Origin of the sequence: Parasphingopyxis sp. CP4 (genome assembly GCF_013378055.1) — a bacterium.
In the GTDB taxonomy this organism is placed as follows: Bacteria; Pseudomonadota; Alphaproteobacteria; order Sphingomonadales; family Sphingomonadaceae; genus Parasphingopyxis.
The window spans coordinates 962,203-985,014 of sequence record NZ_CP051130.1; the positions used below are offsets into that span (position 1 = coordinate 962,203).

Here is a 22,812-nt window from a genome sequence, read left to right on the forward strand (position 1 = left end):
GAATAGCGCGAATCCTAGCGGCTGCCCACTGAACAGCGGTTGAACCGATGGTTTGCCATCGAAAAACCCACTTTGACCGTAGGAAAATCAACGGCTAACCGACCCCGATGCTAGCAATTATTTCCCCCGCCAAGTCCCTCGATTTCGATAGTGAACTCGGATCGCTTGATCGCACAGATGTGCGCCTTTCAGCAGAAACAGAGCGATTGGTTTCCGCCGCATCGAATCTGTCGAAGAAACGTCTCCAGGCTATCATGCCGGTGTCCGACAAGCTGATTGAGCTAAATTACAGCCGCTATAAGGATTTTTGGGATCAACCAGAGCGCCAAGCCATCTTTGCTTTTTCTGGCGATGTCTACACCGGTTTCGAAGCCAAATCGCTCGATGAAGATGATATCTGGTTTGCCCAGGACCATGTGCGCATTCTATCCGGCCTTTATGGCCTTTTGCGGCCGCTGGACGCGATCCGACCCTATCGCCTTGAAATGGGGACGAAATGGGCCCCGCGATACAAGAAGCTGACCGACTTTTGGGGTGACAAAATTGCCGGGCTTCTCGCGGACGATCTCGAAACGGATGGTTCAGGCACGATCATCAATCTCGCCAGCAATGAATATTGGGCGGTGATCGCCGGATCGAAAGCAGTTGCCGGCGCACGGGTGATAACAATTGATTTCAAAGAGAATGGCCCGAATGGTCTCCGCTTCAATAGCTTTGAAGCAAAACGCGCACGCGGAATGATGGCCCGCTACATCTGCGAACATCGGCTCGACGACCCTGAAGCGCTCAAATCATTCGACAGCGATGGCTATCAATACGTCGCGGACGGCTCAGACCAGGATCGCTGGCGCTTCGTGCGCCGATAACAGCATAAATCGCCAGATATCGCGTTCATTTTTCGCGATGAACGCGCCTATCGCAACTGTGGATAAATCGGCCTTTCGGCTCGCTAATTTCCGCCAGTTTTGCTAGGGTTTCCATCGATATTTCAAATCGGAAAGTGACGCTTTGAGCGACGACGAAACTACCACCGCGAGTCCATCGGATATCAGCCCGATCAATATCGTCGACGAGATGAAGTCGAGCTATCTCGACTATGCGATGTCGGTGATTGTTGCGCGGGCGCTGCCTGACGTCCGCGATGGCCTTAAACCAGTGCATCGCCGCATTCTCTACGCTTGTCAGGAAGGCGGATTTGTCGCTGGCCGCCCCTATCGCAAATCGGCGAAAATCGTCGGCGACGTCATGGGCAATTACCATCCGCACGGCGACAGCGCGATTTATGACGCGCTCGCGCGCATGACCCAGGATTGGTCGCTGCGTGTACCGCTCGTCGACGGCCAGGGTAATTTTGGGTCGATGGATCCCGATCCGCCTGCCTCGATGCGATACACCGAAGCGCGGCTCAACAAGGTCGCGATGACCCTGCTCGACGATCTGGACAAGGATACCGTCGATTTCACGCCCAATTATGATGGATCGACGCAGGAGCCACAGGTGCTTCCGGCGCGCTTCCCTAATATTCTTGTCAATGGCGCCGGTGGTATCGCGGTTGGCATGGCGACGAACATCCCACCCCATAACCTGGGTGAAGTACTCGACGCTTGTCGCGCGTTTATCGACAATCCGGCGATCACCAATGCCGAACTGATGGAGATCGTCCCCGCACCTGATTTCCCGACGGCCCCGCTCATCTTGGGTCGCTCCGGCGCGCGTTCAGCCTATGAGACCGGCCGTGGTTCGGTTCTGATGCGGTCGCGCCATGTGATCGAGGAAAAAGCAGGCGACAAGCGCGCGATCATCCTGACATCGATACCCTTCCAGGTTGGCAAGTCAGGATTGGTCGAGAAAATTGCCGATGCCGCAAAGGAGGATCGGATTGAAGGCGTTTCCGATATCCGGGATGAATCCAACCGAGACGGTGTCCGCGTCGTCATTGAGCTCAAGAAGAATGCAACTCCGGATGTAACGCTGAACCAGCTTTGGCGCCACACGCCAGCGCAATCCAGCTTCCCGGCCAATATGCTCGCGATCCGCGGCGGACGTCCCGAAACGCTGAAGCTTGTCGATATCATCCAGGCGTTCATTCAGTTCCGCGAAGAAGTAATCACACGCCGGGCCAAGTTCGAACTGTTCAAGGCACGCGAGCGCGCGCATCTGTTGCTCGGTCTGGTCGTCGCCGTGACCAATCTGGATGAAGTTGTTCGGATCATTCGCGGTTCAGCGAACCCCGCCGAGGCCCGCGCAGCATTGCTGGCGCGCGAATGGCCAATCGCGGAGATCAAATCCTATATCCAGCTGGTCGAAGCGGTCGAATCCGCGATTGAAGGCGATACGTACCAGCTATCCGAAGCGCAGGTTCGGGCAATCCTTGAACTCCGCCTGCACCGCCTGACCGCACTTGGTCGCGATGAGATCGGTGCAGAGCTGAAAGAATTGGCGGAGAAAATCACCGAGCTCCTCGACATTCTTGGCGATCGCGCAAAACTATATGCTGTCATGCGCGCCGAGTTCGATGAGGTCAGCGAGCAATATGCGACACCGCGGGTGTCAGAGATCACCGCGGGTGATTTCGATATCGAAGACGAAGACCTGATCGCGCGCGAAGAGATGGTCGTTACGGTGACCCATTCGGGCTATATCAAGCGCACCCCATTGGCGACATTCCGCGCTCAGCGACGTGGCGGCAAAGGCCGCGCCGGCATGGCGACCAAGGAAGAGGATGTTGTCACGCGCCTATTTGTGACTTCGACCCACACGCCCGTGCTATTCTTCTCAAACAAGGGTCAGGTCTATCGGATGAAGGTGTGGAAACTGCCTGAAGGCAGTCCGCAAACTAAAGGTCGGCCGATGCAGAACCTGCTACCGCTGTCCGAAGACGAATATATCCGCACTGTCCTGCCCCTGCCCGAAGACGAAGCGGAATGGGAAAAGCTGCACGTCATGTTTGCCACGGCAAAAGGCAGCGTCCGACGCAATTCGATGGATGCGTTTGAGAATATCCCGTCCAACGGCAAGATCGCCATGCGCTTTGCCGAGGATAGTGACGACAAACTGATCGGGGTCGCACTGTTACAGGAAAGCGATGATGTCCTGCTCGCAACGCGCAACGGCAAGGCGATACGGTTCTCGGCCACCGATGTGCGCGCCTTTGCCAGTCGGACGGCAACCGGCGTTCGCGGCGTGACGCTCAAGGATGATGACGAAGTGATCTCGCTGTCCGTGATGGGTGCGACCGGCACAGATATCGAGGAACGCGACGCCTATCTGAAGGCGGCACCGTGGAAGGATAATGACAACGAGCCTGAGCTCGCGCCTGAAACCATGTCCAAGATGATTGCTGCGGAACAGTTTATCCTGACCGTGTGTTCGAACGGCTATGGCAAGCGATCGAGCGCTTATGAGTATCGCCTTACCAAGCGCGGCGGACAGGGCGTTGTGAATATCGACAATATCAAGCGAAACGGACGGGTGGTCGCAAGCTTCCCCGCCAGCAATGACAGCCAGGCGATGCTGATCACCGATCAGGGCAAACTGATCCGGATGAATGTCAGCGATGTCCGCGTGATGGGCCGCAGTACGGCCGGTGTGACGCTGCTTGATGTTGCGAAGGGCGAGAAAGTTGTCGGCGTGGCCTTGATCGATGAGGAAGAAGGCCCCGAAGATGCAGCCGAAGAAGCTGTAGCGGCGGAAATTGCCGGCGATGAGCCGCAAGGCGAAGCAGAGTAGCGATCTAGCCTCGCCGCACCTATCATCGGGCGCCGTTATTCCACAGGACGATCATCGGTAAATCTCGCCAAGCGCGGCAGCCTCCCGCTATCCTGCCTGTCAGGGAAACAGGGTAGGTAAAGCGCTATGGGCAACATGCTGGTCATCGGTAAAGTCATCGACATGCGGAGCCTGTTAGTCAGCGGCTTGGCCGTACTGTCGACCTGGTATTGCCTTGAATATGGGATCACTGGCAATTTCCCCTTGACCCTGATCGCCACCGCGATTGTCTTTCCCATCGTTTTTGCCATCGGGCACGCGTTTAAGCGCCGCGAAAAGGCGCTCGACGATTATGGGATCATCAAGGCCCATGGCCGGGCGATTTATTTCGCCGCGCGCGATTGGCTGCCGGATCGCGACGAAGATCGCTTGCGTCGGATCGAGGAAGTGTTGGGCCATTTGCTCAAAGGCTGCCGCGACATGTTCAAAAGCCCCCTCAGCGAAATGGCGACCCACGAGAAAGAGGTTTACTCGGCCTTTTCGGAGCTATCGGTGTTCGTGAAACGGATGCGCAACGAGGGGCTCGCATCAGGTGAGTGTTCGCGCTGCAACCAATATATCAGCAAGATGATCGTCTCATTCGAGCAGATCAAACATATCTATCAGTATCGCACGCCGCGCACGCTCAATGCATTCAGCGACTTTTTCATCGTCGTGCTGCCGATCCTCTACGGACCTTATTTCGCACATGAAGCCGCCAATTACTCGCTGGCGTTGGTCTATGTGATGCCGATCCTGTTCTCGGTCATCCTGGTCGGCCTCGCCAATATTCAGGACCATCTGGAAGATCCGTTTGACCAGATTGGCGAAGATGATGTGGCGATCAATGCCGAGAAATTTGTCGCATTGCTGGCCTGCGAGGGCGACAATGCGGAAACGACGCCGGCTGCCTAAGTTTCGCTATCGCGTGAAAGAACCCGCACCACGCCAATTGCGATCATCGCCTGGCCGGTGAAATAGAGTGGCCAGATCAGGAGATCGGGAAGCGGTGAGGCGGCTAATAGACCGAACCGCGAGAAGATCAAGAGATCCGAAATCACAAAGAGTATCGCGCCAACGCCCGTGAGATAGCGCGAGAAGCGGCTGATCCAGGCCAGCGACGCCATAAAGGCCAGCGGGGTCGCATAGACGGCCAAGTCCGTCGCCATCGCGCGATCTGCCGGTAGCCTCCAGGCAATCCAGATCACGGCCGGAATCAGCAGGACCGCGAGCATTTTCTGGCTCAGCGTCGTTTCCGGTCGGCGATTGCGGAAGAACAAGAGGATCGCCACCAAATGCCCGGCGGCAAAGGCCAAACCACCTTGAGTCATACCGTGGGTCTCGAGCATCACATCGCCAGTCGCCCCCAACGCCATCACCAGCGCGATCAGCCAACCGTCCAGGTTACGCGCCTGCATCCCGGCCCATACGGCCAGCAAAGCGACCCCTGCCCCCTTCCAGGCGATCAACAGCGTCGAAGGCTCCAGGATCCGACCAGCCAGATAATAGCTCAGCCCCGCCAATAGCGAGAGCAGCAGCACGAGAGTGGTGAAGCCGCCGGATTTCGTCGATGGTGTGTCAGTCATGCTCGTAAGATGCCTCCGTTTAAGGATCCGTCGATTGCTAGCCCGATTTCTATGAAAAGAACATTGACATCATTTATTTCTGTAATTACAGAAATTATGGAATGGCAATAACCAATCATCCCGACGCCAAAGCATTCATCCTGCACTGGGGTGAGATGGGCACACAATGGGGCGTCAATCGGTCCGTGGCTCAAATGCATGCCCTGCTCTACTTATCAGACCGACCTGTAACGGCAGATGAAATTGTCGAGCAACTCGGATTGGCTAGATCTAACATCTCCAATGGCCTCAAAGAGTTGCAAGGCTACGGCATCGTTCGACGCGTTCATGTCGAGGGCGATCGGCGCGACCATTTTGTAGCCGAGACCGACCTTTGGGATATGCTGATGCAGATCGTGGCGGAACGGAAACGTCGTGAAATCGATCCGACAATCCAATTGTTGGAAGAACTGTCGCAAAAGATGGCAGACGATCCAGGCGCACCTCCTTATATCCGTGAGCGCGTAACCCGCATGCACGAGTTCATCTCGACGCTCGGGAACTGGTACGAACAGGTTCGTGTGCTGCCCAAGCCCACTCTGGTAACTTTGATGAAGCTCGGCGGTAAGGTCGCGCGTTTCGTCAAACCGATCACTAAAAAGAAAGACTAAGATAGGAGGACACAATGCCAGGCTGAGATTAGGCACGCCACATCGTTTCAGTTTTTTCAGAAATTACATTATTTGAGGAAAGAACAATGGTCGAAATTTCCTATGGTCTCTATCTCGCTATCACCATCGCAATCACGATCTGGGTAGCGCGTACCCTGTCAAAAAATGGCGAAGTGTTCCTCATCCAGTGTTTCGGCCATAACTCGGTCCTGGCCAAATCGACCAATCACCTGCTAGTTGTGGGATTCTATCTCGTCAATATCGGCTTCATCACGCTAACCTTGAGCATCGGTAACGAGCCCAGCACGTTGCCGGAGGCCATTCGTTTCCTAAGCGGAAAAGTTGGCCTGGCGGTCCTCGTCCTTGGCGGGATGCATTTCTTCAATATGTCCGCAATCGCACGCTTTGGTCGCAAGTTGAATGATTGGATCGTTGATCAGGAGTTCGTGCAGTCGGATCCTGTCTAGTCGCGAGAAAACGGGCGCCGTCCGCGGTGCCCGCCCCGATCCAAATTTGGAGCATCAAAATGCCCGAACAAGGCAATCTTTTTCGTGGAATCTTCTTGGCATCCCTCGCCGCTGGCCCCATTCTTATGATCACTGACGCCCTGGCAACTTACTATCTGCAGCTACCAATGCCAGGGACAATCGATGTGGAGATGGCAGCAAACTTTGTCGGCACGCTAATCCCCGCCAGTATCTTTGGCACTTTTGTGGCCCTCGCCTTCAACGCTGCTGGAGCCGTCATTATGATCAGGATTGGCGAGCATTGGATCGAATCTCATTCGCCTGGTGTCTGGATTGCCGTTGGAACTCTGACGATGCTTGCAGGCCCCGCGATTGTCGGCTTCGAACAGTTCTCAATGGAAATGCTAATTGCAATGGGCGTTACCGGTGGAAGCTGTGCAGGGATATGTTACTATTTTACCGAAAGTCCGCAGGTTGATTAGCAAGCGACATGGCCGGATTTCGTGACCTGGCGGTTGCACTCTGCATGCATTGCCCTACATCGCGTTCCCTTCCAATATGTAACCAAAGCACGGCAAAATCTATCGCGCCCGGGTGAAGCAAGACCATGAGTGACCATCACGTACATATTATCGGCGGCGGCCTGGCTGGGTCCGAGGCTGCATGGCAGCTTGCCGAACAGGGCGTGAAAGTGCGGCTTTCCGAAATGCGTGGTAGCGGGGAGATGACCCCGGCACACCAGTCGGACGGGCTGGCGGAGCTGGTGTGCTCGAACAGCTTTCGGTCCGACGATGCCGAACGTAACGCTGTCGGCCTGCTGCATCAGGAGATGCGCGACCTTGGTTCGATCATCATGCAGTGCGGGGACGCGCACAAGGTACCGGCCGGCTCTGCCTTAGCTGTGGACCGCGATGGGTTCTCCGATGCGGTCACGCAAGCGCTTGAGCAGCATTCCAATATCGAGATCGTCCGCGAACGCGTCGACAGTTTGCCCGAAAGCGGTCTGACGATTGTGGCGACGGGTCCTCTCACTGCACTTTCCCTAGCTGAAAGCATTGGCGCGGCCACCGGCGATGATGCGCTCGCCTTTTTCGATGCCATTGCGCCAATCGTCCACAAAGACAGTATCGACATGGATATCTGCTGGATGGCGTCGCGATGGGATAAGGGCGAAGGCGATGATTACGTCAACTGCCCGATGGACAAGGAGCAATATCTCGCCTTCCATCAAGGCTTGATCGACGGCGAGAAAACCGAGTTTCGCGAATGGGAACAGGACACGCCCTATTTCGAAGGCTGTATGCCGATCGAGATCATGGCGGAGCGCGGCGTGGATACGCTACGCTACGGCCCGATGAAACCGGTCGGCCTCGATAATCCGCGCACCGGTCGCTGGCCCTATGCCGTTGTCCAACTGCGCCAGGACAATGCGCTCGGCACCTTGTGGAACATGGTCGGCTTCCAGACGAAGCTGAAATATGGCGCCCAGGTCGAGCTGTTCCGGACGATTCCTGGATTGGAACAGGCGGAATTTGCGCGGCTCGGGGGGCTGCATCGCAACACCTTCATCAATTCACCCAAGCTGCTCGACAGCGAGATGCGCTTGAAATCAGCGCCGCATGTTCGCTTTGCTGGGCAGATCACGGGTTGCGAAGGCTATGTCGAAAGTTCGGCTGTCGGCCTGACGGTCGGGCGGTTTGCTGCCGCAGAATTGCGCGGCGAAACGCTTACGCCTCCGCCAGCTGAAACGGCGCTAGGCGCGTTGCTGGGCCACATTACCGGCGGTGCGGATGCGCGCGACTATCAGCCGATGAATGTCAATTTCGGTCTGTTTCCGCCGCTTGCCGAACGCGTCCATAAGAAGCAACGCAAGGAAGCGATGACCACGCGTGCCCGCACGGCGATGGCGAAATGGGTGAGCGCGATTGCTCCGCGAGCCGCGGCTTAGTTTTCGGCTAACCCAGCCTCACCGACCAGCAGCATCAATCCGCGCATTGTGCATGCTGGAACATTGCCATCATCTTCCCATGTTTCGCTGAGCGAGTGCGCCCCACTACTCACGCCGCACCGGGTGATCGTGATGGCCGGAATGCCGAGCGAAATCGGAATGTTGGAATCGGTCGATGACCCAACCATGCTCGGCTCAATATCATCAGCCCGCAGAAGCGCCAGAGCGCGCTGAACGAGCGGAACGCTTGTATCGCCCTCACCTGCTGGTCGCTGGCCGATTGGTGCAACTTCCATCGTCAGCAAATCACCGTCGCCACGCACGGCATTCTCAGCTTCCAGGCCGTCACGCATCGCCTGCTGGAACACGACATCGAGAGCAGCCAGCTTTTCCGGATTACCGGAGCGCATATCGACTTCAAACCAACTTTCAAACGGAATTGAATTGACCGATGTTCCGCCGCCAATGCGCCCGATATTGTAACTTGAGCGCGGGCCATCCTGGGTGATCGGGCGCGCCGCGTTTACAAAACGCGTGATCGCCCGAGATGCGGCATGATGCGGATTGCCATCCCCAAAGTCGCCCCAACTATGACCGCCGGGCCCCTGCATCGTGACACGGTAACGATTTGAGCCAACGGCGCTGGTAACAAGCCGCGCGTCATTGCCACCGTCGATGGCGATAAACGCATCGGGATGATCAATGCCATCGCGGAAGAGATGCCGAACCCCGCGCAGATCCCCAAGACCTTCCTCGCCGATATTGCCGACCAACACGATGGTCGCTTCCGTGGCGATGTCTGCAGATGCGATGGCCGACGCAAATTGGAGCAACATGATGGCACCGCGCGTATTGTCGCCGATCCCGGGCGCGATGTAGCGGTTGCCCTCAACGCGAATCGTGACATCAGTTTCGATCGGAAAGACGGTATCGATATGCGCGGCGACCGTGACCGTGCGCTCACCTACAGTGCCAGCGCGACTGGCGACGACATTGCCAACCTCGTCGATCGTCACGTCGCCAAACCCGGTCGCCTGCATCATTTCGGCAAACACAGCCGCTCGCGCCTCTTCACCAAAAGGAGGCGCTGGCACCTCATTCAGGGTGATCATGTCGGCAAGGCGGGCCTCATGCGTTTCGTTAAGGTGCGCAAATGCCGCCACCATGCGCGGATCCTCCCGCATCTGTACTACTTCGGCATCATAGGTATCGGGCGCGGGATCTAGCTGCATGGCAAATGCTGCGCTCAGAGGAAGCGCTGCAAGCGCGGCGACGGTCAGGAGCTTCATTTTCATGGGCAAAGCAATCGCTGGCCGAACCCGCATCGTCAACTCAACAATTACACCGTTGGCGAGTAGATGATGATCGGGACTGACGCGTGGTGGCAAATTCTGCCGGTGTAAGTGCGCCTGACTGATCAGCATCTGCCGCGGAAAAGCGATCGCTGGTCCGGACCGCCCATTCCTCAAACGTCAAATAGTTATCGCCATTGGTATCGAGTGCGCGAAATCCATCGGTGCGACTGCTCATCATTTCCGCGCGCGTGATCGCGCCATCCCGATCACGGTCATATCGCCCAAATCTGCGCTGCTCACGAGTGAGCTCTGTAGCCTCGGGCGGTGGCGGACCAATGGTAACCGGAGGCGGCGCGTCGATCGGATCGATTGGTTCAATCTCCGGCGGCGGCGGTGCAGGCGGAGGCGGCTCGTCTTGCTGGGCCAATGTTTCCCAGACGAACAATCCCGCGCCCATTAACAATAGTGCCGACATGATACCGGCCAGAAAGCGACCCATCACCAGCCTCCTCTCCCAGCCTTTAGCGGGAGCAGTAGGATGAGAATAGGCTTAATATCCTGTAATATTATGATAAATCATGCGCAACACGCGCGAAGGTGATCCCTGGCGTCGTTCGGATTTGCCAATATCGCGCCTGGTGAGGATCACCAATGCGCCCAGCGATCGCAATGTACGCGGCCATTTGTGGGGATCCATACGCGCGAGGATATCACCGGCCAGACTGCGGGCTTGGCTCGCCGCGACTTCGTCCCGGATACGGAATGAGAGATCAACAAGCGCCCAAGCTCGGCCATAGTCTGAAACCCAGTCCGGCACGTCTTCGGTTAACAATGCCGCAGACAGACGAAACAGGGGTCCGCCCCTATCCTCTGCAAATCGCTCCAGATCAACTGACTCCAGTGGCTCTTGGAGAAGCGCAAACCAACCCTCCGCCATCTTGCCCCATTCCGCACCGTCAGCGCCGCTTTGTCCCAGACTGTCTGCGACTTGCTGCAACAAGGGTTCGGCGGCAGCATGATCAGAAGCCGCGGCCAATGCTTCGCGCCACCACAACAATCGCATCTCGCCAATAGTCGTTTCAGTGGTGCCGGCAACGATCGATCCAAAGCGTTCATCGACGGACCATAAAGTTCGCAACAAAGGCCTTGCGGTCTTCTTCGCGTAGCTCAGGGCGAGTTCGCGCTCCGGATCAGCCAGTCTGTGCATCACGTGAAACCCTCTGAAGTGCGCCGCGGGATATGGCAAACATCTCGTTAACCTTGCTGCGAGACATCTGTTTAAGTTTGTCCGTTCATAACGTGCCGAACCTTGGGTGAAACATGCCACAACGGCAGGGGTAAATATGAGCAACTGGTTGAAAAGAAACGTATCGCGGCGAGTCGCGAAAGCGAAGCCTTTTCTCTCTCGTCTCCGGAGTGATAGTCGCGGCAATACGCTAGCTATGGCTGGCGCCGCGCTCGTTCCAATCGCCGGCATGATCGGTTCGGGCTTGGATATGAGCCGCGCCTATATGGCGCAAGCCAAGCTTCAAAACGCATGTGACGCGTCCGCGCTTGCGGCCCGCCGTGTAATGGCTGGCGAAACATGGACCTCTGACGCCCAGACAGAAGGCGAACGCTTCTTCGATTTCAACTTCCCGTCTTCGACGATGAATTCTCAGAATGTCACCCGTACGGTGGCACAGAGCGGCACTGACCCGTCTGCTGTGACGGTGACGGCAAGCGCTGATGTGCCGACCTCCGTCATGGGCTTGTTCGGAAAAGACAGCATTCCGATCAGCGTATCGTGCAATGCCGACCAAGATTACGGCAATAATGACATCATGGTGGTGCTCGATGTTACCGGCTCAATGAACAACAATGCCAGTGGCGGTGGCGGTACCCGGATCGAACGATTGCGGACCGGAGCTGTTGGCCTATATCGCGCCCTTTCAGGCGCGACCAACACACGCACACGCTTTGGCATCGTTCCCTATTCGGGCACCGTGAATGTCGGACGCATCTTGCGGAACCGCGATATTCTCAAAACCACCTTCTACCAGAAAGATGTGGGCGGAAGTTATGATCTCGTCGGCGTTCATATTGACGATACCGAATGGGAAGGCGGCAATAACAACAAAGACATTCGTGAATGGCGTTTGAGTGGCGAAGGCTGCGTCGAAGAACGTCCCGATATCGGTAATGCCGCTCACCCAATCGTTGCAGACACCACTGTCACGCAGGACGATATCGACCTGACTGCGGTAAACGGCAGCGACACGGCCCGCCAATGGGGTCGCTATGACCCAGATGAGCAGGAATCTCAGACTCAATGGGCGTGCCCGAACGAAGCGACCCGCCTTCGCACCTATGGCAGTGAAGCGACCTACACGACGGCGATTAATGATGCGACGCAGAATGTGACAGGTGGTACCTATCATGACGTAGGTCTGATCTGGGCGGCTCGTTTGCTGTCGCAGACCGGCATGAACACATCTCGCAATCCGGCAGAATTCAACAATGTCCCGGTGGCGATGCACATCGTGTTCCTGACCGACGGTACGCTGGATACAGGCGGATCCTTCTACTCATCCTATGGTGCGCAGAACCAGGATGGGCGCATGACAGGCTCGGGCTCGAACGATGAAAATCACCGGGCGCGTTTCCTTGCAGCATGCGCAACGGCGAAGTCGATGGGCATGACGATCTGGGTGATCGCGCTCGATGTTGGCAGCACGGATGATATTGAACCCTGCGCAACCAGCAGCGGTCACTTCTTCATTAGCGATGGATCCGATCTGGAGAGCGTCTTTACGCGGATCGGCCAGGGCATCGGTCGCTTAAGGCTCACGACATGAGGAAGATTATCCGCCATATCCGCAAGCTGCGTTCGGACGATCGCGGTATTGCTGCCACCGAATTCGGCTTGATCGTCGTGCCATTGATGGTGATCCTGCTGGGCGCATTCGATATTGGCTATCAAAGCTATGTCCGGGCACAGCTACAAGGCGTGCTCAATGATGTGGCTCGAACAGCCGTCGTGGAATCGCCAGATTTCTCTGGCTATGCTGGCACGTCAACTGAAGAGCGGATCGAAAACGCTATTCAAGAGCGCGTAAACGGCATTGCACGCAACGCGACCTACACGATCACTCAGACCAACTTTTACGAGTTCTCAGGCGTCGGTAACGCAGAAAAGCTGCTCACCGACAACAATACCAATGGCGAATATGATGCAGTCGATGGCGATTGTTTTGAGGACATCAATAATAATGGTGCGTTCGATCTGGATGCCGGCGATACAGGCCAGGGCGGCGCCGATGATGTTGTCTATTATGAAGTGACGATCACGATGCCGCGAATTGTCCCGGTAATGGGACTAATCGGTGTTCCTGATAATTACGCAATCACGGCCCAGGCGGCGGTTCGTAACCAGCCTTTCGAAGACCAGGTCGTTCCTCCGACGGTGTGTGGCCCATGATCACAAAGAAGTTTCTCAAGCGCATTGCGCGCGTCCGCCGCATGAAGGATGACAGCGAAGGCATCGCTCTAGTTGAGTTTGCCTTTTCGCTGCCGATCCTGCTCGGGTTGATATTTGGAGGCCTTGAGACCGCCAACTACGCCCTTGCCCATCTGCGCGTAAGTCAGATTGCAATGACCGTTGCCGACAATGCCGGGCGTGTAGACACGACGATCGACGAAGCGAATATCTATGAGGTTTTCGCCGGTGCCGGATTGGTCGGTGAATCGCTTGATTTCATGGCAAACGGGCGGGTGGTTCTATCGTCTTTGCAACCCAACGGCCTGACTGGGTCGAATGAGGGTCAAATGATCAACTGGCAGCGCTGTGCCGGGCAAATGACGGCTGCGACACCCGCATATGGCCTCGAAGACAAAGGCCGCACGAACGATTCTTTAGAATTCGGAATGGGTGAAGCCGGGAACCGGATCGTAGCAGCAGATGGTACCGCGGTGATGTTTGTCGAGGTTACTTACACCTATCAGCCACTCGTCGCTGAGCTTGGTTTCCTTGGTACGCGAGAAATTCGCTACGAAAGCGCGTTTAATGTGCGCGAACGGGTGAACCAGGATATCACCAATACGCAGGGTCTTACCGTCAATTCCTGCTAAGCGATGTGTTTCGACGAGCTGTCACTCGCAGCTCAGCCACACAAACCGATACTTTTTATACTCATCTGGCTGATGGGAATGGAATGATGCACGCCGGCTAGAAACGATTTTTTAACAGATTGCGATCTATTCGATCCGCAGCCCTTGGGGGACAAACGTCTGACCCAAGAGGAAATAATGTTCCCTCGCCTAAAGATGGGACTGCCCCGTCAAAAGTTGTCGATCTCCCGCTTCCTGCGGAATTTCTGTCAGGATTCGCGCGGCAATACGCTAATTCTCGCTGCAGCTGCAATCTTCCCGATTGCCGCGATTATCGGCTCGGGGCTCGATATGAGCCGCGCCTATACCGCCCAGTCTAAGCTTCAGAATGCCTGTGACGCGGCTGCGCTGGCGGCGCGGCGCAGCATGGCCGGCAGCTTGTTCAGCGAGGAGGTTCGCTTCGACGGCGAACGCTTTTTCGATTTCAACTTCCCCGCGACGACAATGCAGGCGGAAAACGTCACTCGAAATATTGACCCCAGCGCGGCCGATGCCAGTACGATCATAGTGCAGGCATCGGCCGATATCCCGACGACGGTCATGTCGTTGTTCGGCAGGGATTCCGTACCGATTTCTGTCACATGCGATGCCAACAAAGACCAAGGTCATGCAGATATTATGCTGGTGCTCGATGTTACCGGTTCGATGAACGATGCCCCAACAGTCGGCGGCGACCCAAAGATTACCCGTTTGCGGACGGCAGCCACAAGTCTCTATCAGGCCTTGGACGTCGATAGCGACAGTCGCACGCGATACGGGATCATGCCCTATTCGATGACGGTAAATGTCGGCGGATCGCTGCAAGACGAGGACATCCTGCGAACGACCCATTACCACAAACGCCTTCGCCGCAACCGGTGGGAATTTACAGGTATTCATATCGATGACACCCAATGGGAGGGTGGCTCGGATGCCCAGGATATTGCGGTTTGGCGCACAAGCAGCGAAGCCTGCATCGAAGAACGATCGGATGCGGGCACCAGCGCGCTTCCAGTATCGGTTGGCACAAGCGTGTCATCGGCAGATATTGACAGCATCGCTGCGAGTGATGCCGATGCCGATCTGCAATGGGGACGCTATGATCCGGGAGAACAAATGGGCGCAGGAACGTCACTCTGCCCGAATTCCGCTTCGCGATTGCAGCTCTATTCCGGCACCGGTCAGTTTGACGCCGCGATTAACGATGCGACCGATGTGATTGGCGGACATACCTATCATGACATCGGACTGATCTGGGGTGCCCGCTTTCTCTCCCGGACAGGCATGTTCTCCGCCGACAACACATCAACTCACAATGGCGCACCAGTCTCCATGCACATCGCGTTTCTAACCGATGGTATACTGAATACCGACGGGAACGCGTATTCGGCCTATGGCGTCGATCGCCGGGCATCTCGAATCGACGGTTCGGGATCGCTCGAGGCGCGGCATCGAGAGCGGTTCCAATCCGCCTGCAATACCGCCAAGACAATGGGCATGACGATCTGGGTTATCGCCCTCGACGTCACGGAAATTGACGATATCCGACCTTGTGCGACTAGTAATGGCCATTTCTTCGTTTCGGATGGCAGCGATCTACATGACGTGTTTGCCGAGATCGGACAGGGTATCGGGCGGTTGCGCCTGACACGATAGAGTCGCTATTTGACGCTATCGATAGGTGACTGCTTTCACCGCTGCGATTACCTTGTCGGCATTGACGAGCGCTAACTGTTCGAGGTTCGCTGCATAAGGCATCGGGACATCTTCGTTCGTGACGCGCGTTACCGGCGCATCAAGATCGTCAAACCCTTCTTCCATGCAGATCGATGCGATCTCGGACGAGATGGAGCAAACCGGCCAACCTTCTTCGACAACGACCATGCGGTTGGTGCGCGACAGGCTCTCAAGCACAGCGGCCTTGTCCAGGGGACGCAAGGTCCGCAGATCGATTACGTCGGCTTCGATACCCTCTTCGGCGAGCTTGTCCGCCGCTTCAAGCGCAATGCCGACGCCGATCGAATAGCTGACGATCGAAACGTCATTACCGGACCGCATGGTGCGGGCCTTGCCGATTGGCAGGGCATAATCGTCAAGCTCAGGGACATCGAAGCTCTGGCCGTAGAGCAGTTCATTTTCGAGGAACACGACCGGGTCTTCCGTGCGGATTGCCGATTTGAGCAGACCCTTGGCATCCGCTGCCGAATAAGGCGCAATTACGATCAGTCCGGGCACGCCCGCATACCAGGGACCGTAATTCTGGCTATGCTGAGCGCCCACGCGACTGGCCGCACCGTTCGGACCGCGAAACACGATCGGACAGCGCATCTGGCCACCGGACATATAATTGGTCTTGCCGGCGGAATTGATGATGTGGTCGATCGCCTGCATCGCAAAGTTGAACGTCATGAACTCCACTATGGGCCGCAAGCCGCCCATCGCCGCGCCAGTGCCGACACCTGCAAAACCATATTCGGTGATCGGCGTATCGATAACGCGCCGTGCGCCAAATTCATCAAGCAAGCCTTGGGTTACCTTGTAAGCGCCCTGATATTCGGCAACTTCCTCGCCCATCACGAATACACGCTCGTCGGTGCGCATTTCCTCGGCCATTGCATCGCGCAGAGCTTCCCGGACCGTCAATGTCACCATTGCAGTTCCGTCTGGCAGATCTGGGTCATCGGCACGCACGCTCTCGGCCGGTCGTTCAACATCCGGAGTGGCGGCTTCGGCGGCGGGTGCCTCGGCAACCGGTTCAGGCGCAGCCGGCGGCGGAGCAGATGGAGCCGCGTCGACACTGGACGCATCCTCGCCCTCTTCGGCCAGGATCGCTATCACGGCGCCAACCGGCACCTCGTCTGTACCTTCTGGAACGAGAATCTGCGCCAATACGCCCTCGTCCACGGCTTCGAATTCCATCGTCGCCTTGTCGGTCTCGATTTCGGCCATAATGTCGCCAGCGCTGACTTCATCGCCTTCCTTGACCAGCCATTTGGCCAAGGTGCCTTCTTCCATCGTCGGCGAGAGGGCCGGCATTTTGAGCTCGATCGCCATCAATACTGCTCCACCAGAACATCGGTGTAGAGCTCGGCGAGATTCGGTTCGGGCGAACTTTCGGCAAAGTCAGCAGCCTCGGCCACGATCGCCTTGATCTCCTTGTCGGTCGCTTTCATTTCGTCAGCACTGACACCGGCGGATTCCAGCTCTTTCTTGATCGCTTCGATCGGATCGGATTTTTCACGAACCGACTGCACCTCTTCGCGCGAGCGATATTTGGCCGGGTCCGACATCGAATGACCCCGATAGCGATAGGTTTTGAGCTCGAGCAGGATCGGCCCCTTCCCGCTCCGCACCCAGTCGAGCGCCACTTCCGCCGCGCCGCGCACTTCCAGCACATCCATGCCGTTGATCTGCAATCCGGGAATGCGGAAGCTCTCACCGCGCCTGTAGAGCTGATCCTCGGCGGATGAACGGTTCACGCTGGTGCCCATCGCATATTGGTTATTCTCGATCACGAATATGATCGGCAGCTTCCAAAGCTCCGCCATGTTGAAGGCTTCATAAACCTGGCCCTGATTGGCCGCGCCATCACCGAAATAGGCAAGGCATACGCCACCGTCTTCGCGATATTTGTGAGCGAAGGCCAAGCCAGTGCCGAGTGGCACCTGCGCACCGACGATACCATGCCCGCCATAAAAGCGATGCTCGACAGAAAACATGTGCATCGAACCGCCCTTGCCCTCGGCAATCCCGGCGGCACGGCCAGTCAATTCCGCCATGATCACTTTCGGGTCGAGGCCATAGGCCAGCATATGACCATGATCGCGATAGCCGGTAATCACGCTGTCCTTGTCATTGTCGAGTGCAGATTGCAGGCCGACAGCTACCGCTTCCTGACCAATGTAGAGATGGCAGAAGCCACCAATCAGCCCGAGGCCATAGAGCTGGCCAGCTTTCTCCTCGAACCGCCGGATCAGCAGCATCTGGCGATAATATTCGAGCAGTTCGGCTTTCGGCGCCTTGCGGCGCTTCGGCTCAGCCGGGCGTTCCCGTTTCGGCGCAGCCTTGGCCGCAGCCTTTTTCGGAGCCGCCTTCTTGCTCGGCGATTTGCGAGGAGTGCGTTTTCGAGACGCAGGTGCCTTGGCCAAGATCTGGGCCTTCCCTGTTGCTGAATTCGGCATTGGATATGGCTCAGGCTGAACGATTCCGCAACGTTACGATAAGGGAAAGTCAGTCGGTGATGACGATATGTTCGTCTTCGCTCACCTTGCCCGTATTCCGGCGCACTAACTCATCGGCAAAGTCCGGATCGACGCTGTTTGGGTTGAGCAGCTCAACACGGTTGGCGAGACGGTCTCGCTCCTCACTGAGTTGTGTCAGTTCGATCTGCCGCTGCTCATGCAAACGGGCATAATCACCCCAGGCAAAAAGGCCGTTCGGGCCGAGCAAGGCATAGCCGGCAAAGTTCGCAATCACGAGGATCGCCAGCGCCGGCGCAGCGGCCGATCGCAATATGTTGGCGAGATTTTGTGAACGCGTCATGACAGCGTTGAATCACAAGCGACTCGTGGATTCAAGGGGGATTCGCCAACCGACTCCCTTTTGCGACGAATGGAATCGGGCGTACGACGAGTGGATTAGTCAGTACCGTGCTGCTCGGGTTCGTAAAATGGTGACGCTCCGCGAAAGAGTTCGCTTCTCGGCACAACACGCTCAATCACGGCTTGTTCTTGATAGCTCAAATTCGCCCGCCCAAAAATACAAACATACGGTTGACCTAACTTCGGCGCCGCATCGAACCAGGCAATCGGCCAGCGACCTGTGCAATCTTCATCTCGGCAGAAGCACGCTGCCACTTGTTCACCGCCATCTTCATCGGGATTGACCTGGCTGGACGGGAGCCAATTTTCCGAATCATTGGACCAGAAGAAGGCATATTGTGGATCGTTCCCTCCACGCATTAGAAAATAGAATGGGGATCGGGGATCCGGGTCGAACAGCATACCAATCAATCGCGTGTTTTCAGAATATTCGTCATCGACAAATCGACCTCGATCGCCGGACCGAAGGTCCGACAGGAAAGTTGTCATGAACTCGACCAACGGACCGTGCAGTGGATTACCAGATTCAATCTCCCATAGCGATCCGATACGAGCCGATGCTTCGGGCCCCATTCTCCTCGGATACTGTAGATGATTTCCATATTCGACTTCGACCGGAACGATGACAGTTCCATAGCCATGCCAACCACAAAATCCGTCACTTCCCGAAACCACCACGCCACCGCTAAGAACGGCTTGTGCCCAAACGGCCTGACTCCAACGACCGTCCTGGGCACCGCAATCTCTCGCGATGCCGATCACAGTTGCTTGATAAAGCCTATCGTCAAAACGAAGCTCACGACGCCAGCTTTCCATCCAGCCTGAAAGGGTTCGGGTCGTGATGGATTACTTGAAATGCTGAGAAGCGATCAGAAAGATATACTTGGTCGGGAATTGAGAACAGTTGCCTACCGTAGATTAACCCCGAAATCTGAACACAACGATCAATATAGCCGACACCGTTCCCCACCAGCTGGGCAAATGCCACCGGTATCGCATTATCCTCTGAACAGTTTTCCAGAGCTGCATAAAAATTAGCGCGTCCCGCCGCCTGAATCTGTTCCAACTCCGCTACATAGTCGTCTAACTCATCCGCACACACAGGTGAAGAGATCCCAAAAAGAGCAAAAAACAGCCAATACCAATATCTTGCTATCGCAGAATCTCCCGCCCTGCATAATGTGCGACGCCGCCCAGTTCTTCTTCGATACGAATGAGCTGGTTATATTTGGCGAGCCGGTCTGAGCGCGCAAGGCTGCCGGTTTTGATCTGGCCGCAATTGGTGGCGACGGCGAGATCGGCAATGGTCGCGTCCTCGGTCTCGCCCGAACGATGCGACATCACGCTGGTGTAATTTGCGCGATGCGCCATATCGACGGCTTCCAGCGTTTCAGTGAGCGTGCCGATCTGGTTGACCTTGACGAGCAGCGAGTTGGCGAGGCCTTTTTCGATGCCCATTGAAAGCCGTTCGGGATTGGTCACAAACAGATCGTCGCCGACCAGCTGTACCGTATCGCCAACGGCATCGGTGAGCGCCTTCCAGCCTTCGAAATCATCTTCGGCCATGCCGTCTTCGATCGACAGGATCGGATATTTGCCGGCCAGATCGGCCAGATAAGCGGCCATTTCAGCAGGTGACAGGGTCGTTCCCTCCCCCGCCATGACGTAATTCCCGTCTTTGAAAAACTCCGTCGCTGCACAATCCAGCGCCAGCATCACATTATCGCCAGGCGTATAACCAGCTTTCTCAATCGAGCTCAGAATGAAATCGAGCGCATCCGTTGTCGAACCGATATTGGGCGCGAACCCGCCTTCGTCGCCGACTGCCGTATTGTGCCCGGCATCATGCAGCTCTTTCTTGAGGGTATGGAAAATTTCCGCACCCCAGCGCACGGCTTCGGCGAGGCTTTCGGCACCCACCGGCATGACCATGAATTCCTGAAAGTCGATCGGGTTATCGGCATGTTCGCCGCCATTGATGATATTCATCATCGGTACGGGAAGCGTCGTCGCCGATGTGCCGCCAACATAACGATAGAGCGGCAGACCGCGCGCTTCTGCCGCAGCCTTTGCCACGGCCAGGCTTACACCGAGGATTGCATTGGCACCCAAGTTCGCTTTGTTTGGCGTACCGTCGAGCGCTATCATCGCTGTATCGATCGCGACCTGTTCTTCCGCATCAGCGTCGCGCAACAAGTCCGCAATCTCGCCATTTACCGATTCAACGGCCTTTAGGACGCCTTTTCCCTTGTACCGATCAGCGTCTCCGTCGCGTTTTTCATTCGCTTCATAGGCACCCGTGGAGGCGCCCGATGGCACAGCAGCCCGTCCAAAACTGCCATCTTCCAGTGCGACATCGACCTCAACGGTCGGATTTCCGCGGCTATCCAGGATTTCACGGGCGCGAATATCGGCAATGGCGGTCATGAGGGAAAAAACCTTCTCGATTACGGGCTATTTACCCGGTTGCTCTATCCATGCTGCGTCCGCGAAGCAAATGGTCTAAGGTGGGAAAAATTGCGGAACTGGATTGCGTTTTATGCGATTAATACACAGATGCTAATCTCGTAACGGAGAAACTATGATGGCAAGCAAGAAGAAAGACGCGGCTGAGGCCACCGATACGGAGATCGAAGTCCTCACAGACGACGCCGAACAAGGTGCCGTGGCCAAGGCCAAGGAACGCATCAAGGACGAGGCGCAGAACCTGCGCACTCAAGCCACCGACCAGGCGCGCGAATATGCAACCGCCGGCAAGGACAAAGCGACCGGCACGATCAAGGATGTATCGGCCGCAATGGATGACGCCGCGAAGTCCGTCGATGAACGGCTTGGCGAAGATTATGGCGAATATGCCCGCAAGGCGGCGGGTGCCGTCGCAACCTTTGCCGACAAGCTCGACGGCAAGGAAGTCGATGATATGCTGCGTGACACAGAAGATTTTGTCCGGCGCAGTCCGGTTATCGCGATTGGCCTTGCTGCTGTTGCTGGCTTTGCGATTGCGCGCCTTGTGAAGTCCGGGCTCGGAGAACGGGACGAACTATGAGCGATCCGGACGTCGACGACGCCACATATCGGCAGATAGTTGCCGGCCTGATGGAAGATGGCGAGCAATTCGCCAAGTCGAAGATCAAGCTGTACCGCGCGGTCGTATTGTACCGCGTATCGCAGGCCAAGAAAGCGGTAGGCCTTATCGCCATTGCCTTCTTGATCGCTGCGGCTGCTTTGGTCGCGCTCCTCATGGCGCTCGTCCTGTCCCTATCGCTTAGCGTTGGCCCGCTACTGGCCGGGATCATCGTGTGCGGTGCCGGGCTGCTACTCGCGGCGCTGCTCACCTATTGGGGTGTGAAGACATTCCCTGACCTCGACGAGAAGTTGTTCGACGATGATGAATTCGACGTCGCGCCGTCCCTGTCCGCACTCGACGAAACCAGAGACAGGATAGAACCGTGAGCGATGCGAAGGCGCGCCTTGCCGAAGCCCGTCAGGCCGAACGACAGGCCCGCGCCGACTGGCTCTATTCGCTCGGCGTCGCGCAAGCGCGGCTGGCACCAAAAGCCATTGCGCAGGACGCAGTTGACCGGGTGAAAGATAGCGCAACTACTGCTGTTGAGACTGCGACCGGCGTTGTGAAAAAGCGCCCGGGCACAATTATTGCGATTGGCGCAGCGATCGGACTGTTCGTTTTTCGCAAACCGATTGCGGCGGCAGTGCGCAAACAAATCACGCGATACCAAGAGAGCAAGGCAAGGCCCGAGCCACTAGACGCGCCCGAACCCAGTGGCGGTCCGATCCCCGATCCGACCCCCAAGACAATTTTGACTGAGGAAGTGACATCATGACGATCAAGGAAAGCGCCGGCAAAGCCGGTGAAACAGTCCGCGAATCCTATCGCGCCACTCGGGTGCGTGCAGGCGATGCCTATGAAGCTGCAGCAGCGCGCACCGGAGAACTTTATGCCACCGCACGCGAACAGGCAGCCGTTGCAGGTCGGCGCACCGCCAATACGGTTCAGGACAATCCACTTGCTGCCCTGATCGGTGGTTTGGGCGTCGGGATGTTGATTGGAGCTCTTCTTCCCCGCACGCGTCGCGAGACGGAACTACTGGGCCCCTATGGCAGTCAGATTACCAACCGCGCCCGCGAGGCCGCCGAAGCCGCGAAAGCCGTCGGCCAGGACAAACTGGACGATCTCGGTTTTGTGAAAGAAAATGCTCGCGAAACTGCTCAAAAGGTCATCGAAGAAGCCAAATCGGCCGCCAGCGAGGCTGGGTCCGCCGCTGCCCGCAAGGCCCGCGGCGAAGACTAGCTTTCAATCCGCATTACGATCAGTTCAATTCCGGTTCAGGCGGGTTCGTCTACATCAGTAATCAACTGAAATAATAGGGTT

The 22,812-nt window shown here is 56.6% G+C and carries 25 protein-coding genes; 15 read left to right on the forward strand and 10 right to left on the reverse strand.

The window, feature by feature from the left end; genetic code table 11:
- Positions 1 to 107: 107 nt before the first annotated feature.
- From yaaA to HFP51_RS04590, 3 genes are all read left to right on the forward strand, one after another.
- Entirely contained in the window at positions 108 to 866 is a 759-nt protein-coding gene (yaaA, locus tag HFP51_RS04580; protein WP_176874575.1) for a peroxide stress protein YaaA, read from the forward strand.
- 208 nt (positions 867 to 1,074) lie between these two features.
- Entirely contained in the window at positions 1,075 to 3,729 is a 2,655-nt protein-coding gene (gene gyrA, locus HFP51_RS04585; protein WP_176876543.1) for a DNA gyrase subunit A, read from the forward strand.
- Between the two features lie 126 nt (positions 3,730 to 3,855).
- Entirely contained in the window at positions 3,856 to 4,662 is an 807-nt protein-coding gene (locus tag HFP51_RS04590; RefSeq protein ID WP_176874576.1) for a hypothetical protein, read from the forward strand.
- Here the strand turns inward: HFP51_RS04590 and HFP51_RS04595 are convergent.
- Positions 4,659 to 5,333 (reverse strand): lysoplasmalogenase, encoded by a 675-nt coding sequence (locus HFP51_RS04595; protein WP_176874577.1) that lies wholly within the window; start codon positions 5,331 to 5,333, stop codon positions 4,659 to 4,661. The genes HFP51_RS04590 and HFP51_RS04595 overlap by 4 nt on opposite strands.
- Before the next feature lie 101 nt (positions 5,334 to 5,434).
- On the opposite strand from HFP51_RS04595, the gene HFP51_RS04600 reads away from it, so the two are divergent.
- The 4 genes from HFP51_RS04600 to trmFO all read left to right on the forward strand — a co-directional run bounded on the left by HFP51_RS04600 (position 5,435) and on the right by trmFO (position 8,398).
- Positions 5,435 to 5,983: a GbsR/MarR family transcriptional regulator gene (locus HFP51_RS04600; protein WP_176874578.1), complete on the forward strand. Its 549-nt coding sequence runs from the start codon at positions 5,435 to 5,437 to the stop codon at positions 5,981 to 5,983.
- 86 nt (positions 5,984 to 6,069) lie between these two features.
- The gene (locus tag HFP51_RS04605; protein ID WP_176874579.1) at positions 6,070 to 6,450 is read left to right on the forward strand and encodes a hypothetical protein; all 381 of its coding nucleotides are present in this window, start codon (positions 6,070 to 6,072) and stop codon (positions 6,448 to 6,450) included.
- A gap of 59 nt (positions 6,451 to 6,509) precedes the next feature.
- A complete protein-coding gene (locus HFP51_RS04610; RefSeq protein WP_176874580.1) occupies positions 6,510 to 6,932 on the forward strand; it encodes a hypothetical protein in 423 nt (140 codons plus the stop codon).
- Between the two features lie 125 nt (positions 6,933 to 7,057).
- Complete coding sequence (gene trmFO, locus HFP51_RS04615) at positions 7,058 to 8,398, forward strand: methylenetetrahydrofolate--tRNA-(uracil(54)-C(5))-methyltransferase (FADH(2)-oxidizing) TrmFO (RefSeq protein WP_176874581.1); 1,341 nt, start codon at positions 7,058 to 7,060, stop codon at positions 8,396 to 8,398.
- Here the strand turns inward: trmFO and HFP51_RS04620 are convergent.
- Genes HFP51_RS04620 through HFP51_RS04630 form a run of 3 tightly spaced genes read right to left on the reverse strand, consistent with a single transcriptional unit; the run spans position 8,395 to position 10,900 of the window.
- Positions 8,395 to 9,693: a M20/M25/M40 family metallo-hydrolase gene (locus HFP51_RS04620; RefSeq protein ID WP_176874582.1), complete on the reverse strand. Its 1,299-nt coding sequence runs from the start codon at positions 9,691 to 9,693 to the stop codon at positions 8,395 to 8,397. The genes trmFO and HFP51_RS04620 overlap by 4 nt on opposite strands.
- A 37-nt stretch (positions 9,694 to 9,730) precedes the next feature.
- On the reverse strand, positions 9,731 to 10,192 hold the full coding sequence (locus HFP51_RS04625) for an EF-hand domain-containing protein (RefSeq protein WP_176874583.1): 462 nt from the start codon (positions 10,190 to 10,192) through the stop codon (positions 9,731 to 9,733).
- A 51-nt stretch (positions 10,193 to 10,243) separates the two neighbouring features.
- Positions 10,244 to 10,900: a squalene/phytoene synthase family protein gene (locus HFP51_RS04630; protein WP_176874584.1), complete on the reverse strand. Its 657-nt coding sequence runs from the start codon at positions 10,898 to 10,900 to the stop codon at positions 10,244 to 10,246.
- A gap of 235 nt (positions 10,901 to 11,135) precedes the next feature.
- Here HFP51_RS04630 and HFP51_RS04635 point away from each other — a divergent pair, with 235 nt between their 5' ends.
- The 4 genes from HFP51_RS04635 to HFP51_RS04650 all read left to right on the forward strand — a co-directional run bounded on the left by HFP51_RS04635 (position 11,136) and on the right by HFP51_RS04650 (position 15,477).
- On the forward strand, positions 11,136 to 12,530 hold the full coding sequence (locus HFP51_RS04635; protein ID WP_176874585.1) for a pilus assembly protein TadG-related protein: 1,395 nt from the start codon (positions 11,136 to 11,138) through the stop codon (positions 12,528 to 12,530).
- Positions 12,527 to 13,153 carry a TadE/TadG family type IV pilus assembly protein gene (locus HFP51_RS04640; protein ID WP_176874586.1) on the forward strand — a complete coding sequence of 209 codons (627 nt, stop codon included), beginning with the start codon at positions 12,527 to 12,529 and terminating at the stop codon, positions 13,151 to 13,153. Before HFP51_RS04635 ends, HFP51_RS04640 begins: the two co-directional genes overlap by 4 nt.
- Positions 13,150 to 13,803, forward strand: a complete 654-nt coding sequence (locus HFP51_RS04645) for a TadE/TadG family type IV pilus assembly protein (protein ID WP_176874587.1) — start codon at positions 13,150 to 13,152, stop codon at positions 13,801 to 13,803. The genes HFP51_RS04640 and HFP51_RS04645 overlap by 4 nt, the downstream gene beginning before the upstream one ends.
- A gap of 177 nt (positions 13,804 to 13,980) precedes the next feature.
- Complete coding sequence (locus tag HFP51_RS04650; protein ID WP_176874588.1) at positions 13,981 to 15,477, forward strand: pilus assembly protein TadG-related protein; 1,497 nt, start codon at positions 13,981 to 13,983, stop codon at positions 15,475 to 15,477.
- A gap of 15 nt (positions 15,478 to 15,492) precedes the next feature.
- Here the strand turns inward: HFP51_RS04650 and HFP51_RS04655 are convergent, their stop codons facing one another.
- From HFP51_RS04655 to eno, 6 genes are all read right to left on the reverse strand, one after another.
- The gene (locus tag HFP51_RS04655; protein WP_176874589.1) at positions 15,493 to 16,875 is read right to left on the reverse strand and encodes a pyruvate dehydrogenase complex E1 component subunit beta; all 1,383 of its coding nucleotides are present in this window, start codon (positions 16,873 to 16,875) and stop codon (positions 15,493 to 15,495) included.
- The gene (pdhA, locus tag HFP51_RS04660) at positions 16,875 to 17,969 is read right to left on the reverse strand and encodes a pyruvate dehydrogenase (acetyl-transferring) E1 component subunit alpha (protein ID WP_255454867.1); all 1,095 of its coding nucleotides are present in this window, start codon (positions 17,967 to 17,969) and stop codon (positions 16,875 to 16,877) included. Before pdhA ends, HFP51_RS04655 begins: the two co-directional genes overlap by 1 nt.
- Before the next feature lie 82 nt (positions 17,970 to 18,051).
- On the reverse strand, positions 18,052 to 18,363 hold the full coding sequence (locus HFP51_RS04665; RefSeq protein WP_176874591.1) for a septum formation initiator family protein: 312 nt from the start codon (positions 18,361 to 18,363) through the stop codon (positions 18,052 to 18,054).
- Positions 18,364 to 18,458: 95 nt separating this feature from the next.
- Complete coding sequence (locus HFP51_RS04670) at positions 18,459 to 19,238, reverse strand: hypothetical protein (protein ID WP_176874592.1); 780 nt, start codon at positions 19,236 to 19,238, stop codon at positions 18,459 to 18,461.
- On the reverse strand, positions 19,219 to 19,488 hold the full coding sequence (locus HFP51_RS04675) for a hypothetical protein (RefSeq protein WP_176874593.1): 270 nt from the start codon (positions 19,486 to 19,488) through the stop codon (positions 19,219 to 19,221). Before HFP51_RS04675 ends, HFP51_RS04670 begins: the two co-directional genes overlap by 20 nt.
- Positions 19,489 to 19,574: 86 nt before the next feature.
- Complete coding sequence (eno, locus tag HFP51_RS04680; protein ID WP_176874594.1) at positions 19,575 to 20,849, reverse strand: phosphopyruvate hydratase; 1,275 nt, start codon at positions 20,847 to 20,849, stop codon at positions 19,575 to 19,577.
- A gap of 154 nt (positions 20,850 to 21,003) precedes the next feature.
- On the opposite strand from eno, the gene HFP51_RS04685 reads away from it, so the two are divergent.
- From HFP51_RS04685 to HFP51_RS04700, 4 genes are read left to right on the forward strand one after another with little or no spacing between them, the layout of a single operon-like run.
- A complete protein-coding gene (locus HFP51_RS04685; RefSeq protein ID WP_176874595.1) occupies positions 21,004 to 21,468 on the forward strand; it encodes a hypothetical protein in 465 nt (154 codons plus the stop codon).
- Positions 21,465 to 21,875 carry a phage holin family protein gene (locus tag HFP51_RS04690; protein WP_176874596.1) on the forward strand — a complete coding sequence of 137 codons (411 nt, stop codon included), beginning with the start codon at positions 21,465 to 21,467 and terminating at the stop codon, positions 21,873 to 21,875. The genes HFP51_RS04685 and HFP51_RS04690 overlap by 4 nt, the downstream gene beginning before the upstream one ends.
- A complete protein-coding gene (locus tag HFP51_RS04695; protein WP_176874597.1) occupies positions 21,872 to 22,264 on the forward strand; it encodes a hypothetical protein in 393 nt (130 codons plus the stop codon). Before HFP51_RS04690 ends, HFP51_RS04695 begins: the two co-directional genes overlap by 4 nt.
- Complete coding sequence (locus HFP51_RS04700; RefSeq protein WP_176874598.1) at positions 22,261 to 22,731, forward strand: hypothetical protein; 471 nt, start codon at positions 22,261 to 22,263, stop codon at positions 22,729 to 22,731. Before HFP51_RS04695 ends, HFP51_RS04700 begins: the two co-directional genes overlap by 4 nt.
- Positions 22,732 to 22,812 lie beyond the last annotated feature (81 nt).